The sequence below is a fragment of the Staphylococcus sp. EG-SA-2 genome, from assembly GCF_017152085.1.
The window spans coordinates 1-953 of record NZ_JACYHC010000922.1 but is presented as its reverse complement, the minus strand read 5'-3'; the positions used below and the strand labels follow the sequence as shown (position 1 = coordinate 953).

The 953-nt window shown below is 34.6% G+C and carries 1 protein-coding gene and 1 pseudogene; both read right to left on the bottom strand.

Annotated features, from left to right (window positions below; genetic code table 11):
* A pseudogene (locus IDG60_RS16245) lies at positions 1–242 on the bottom strand (two-component system regulatory protein YycI); the annotation flags it as partial.
* The coding region (gene yycH, locus IDG60_RS16240; protein ID WP_241013390.1) for a two-component system activity regulator YycH at positions 243–953 on the bottom strand (711 nt) is incomplete at its 5' end.

The following is a 953-nucleotide window of genomic DNA, read 5'->3' as shown; positions in this document are numbered from 1 at the left end:
TTAGCTTTAGAACTAAAGTCTTTTGATCGCCCTGTAATTTGCTCTAATTTTATACCTTTAACTGATTTATTCAATATACTAGCCGGTACTTTAATTTCTTCTTGCTGAAAATTAACTTCATTGTTACTCTCAACTTCATTAATGTGTGAGCGATTGACTTTATTAACATAAATCGATACTAACACGATGTTGACAAGAATAAACACGAAAATGAAAAGTGTCTTTGTCAGTTTCCAGTTCATTTATTCAAGCCTCCCATCGTTATAAACATACCATTCACCATCATATTCTACATACCAACGCGGTACGAGTTCACTGTTAATCTGCACTTCAATGTGATTATGATCTGAGTTATCCTGCATTTCGTAACCGATAGCGATGTTTGTTACTTTTTCAAAATTAATATCACTATTGTTCGCTAAGCTTGAACGTACAGACTCTAATTTCGGCAACGTTTTATTATCCTCACTATTTAACACAACGTCGGTGCGCAATAACGAACGACGATAATCAAAGACGCCTTTTTCACCCCAAGTGACTTGAATTTGATTAGAGCCTTCTTTATTAAACGTTGGATAACCGTTAAGGAAACGTTGATATGTTAACTCGCCTGACTGATTATTCGTACTAAACAATCTGAAGTCTTCGTTTAAGAAACCACCATGACCATTAATAAAATCAAAGGTTCCTGGAATCGTTTCTTCCATTTTGCTGGAACTTGCTTCATCTTCGGACAGGTTTTTATAATGATATTTTTCATTTTTATCGTTATAGTTTGCGACACCTGTATTATTGTTGTAGGTTGTAACACCACTCTTTGAACTACGAACGATGGTTGAATCGTCAAATAGTATAGCATTCATTTTCTCAACACTAATCGTGTTAAATACCATGCGATATGTTTTTAACTTTTCAGGTTTACTTGGTGCAAAAACATGCGTCGTACGATCAAT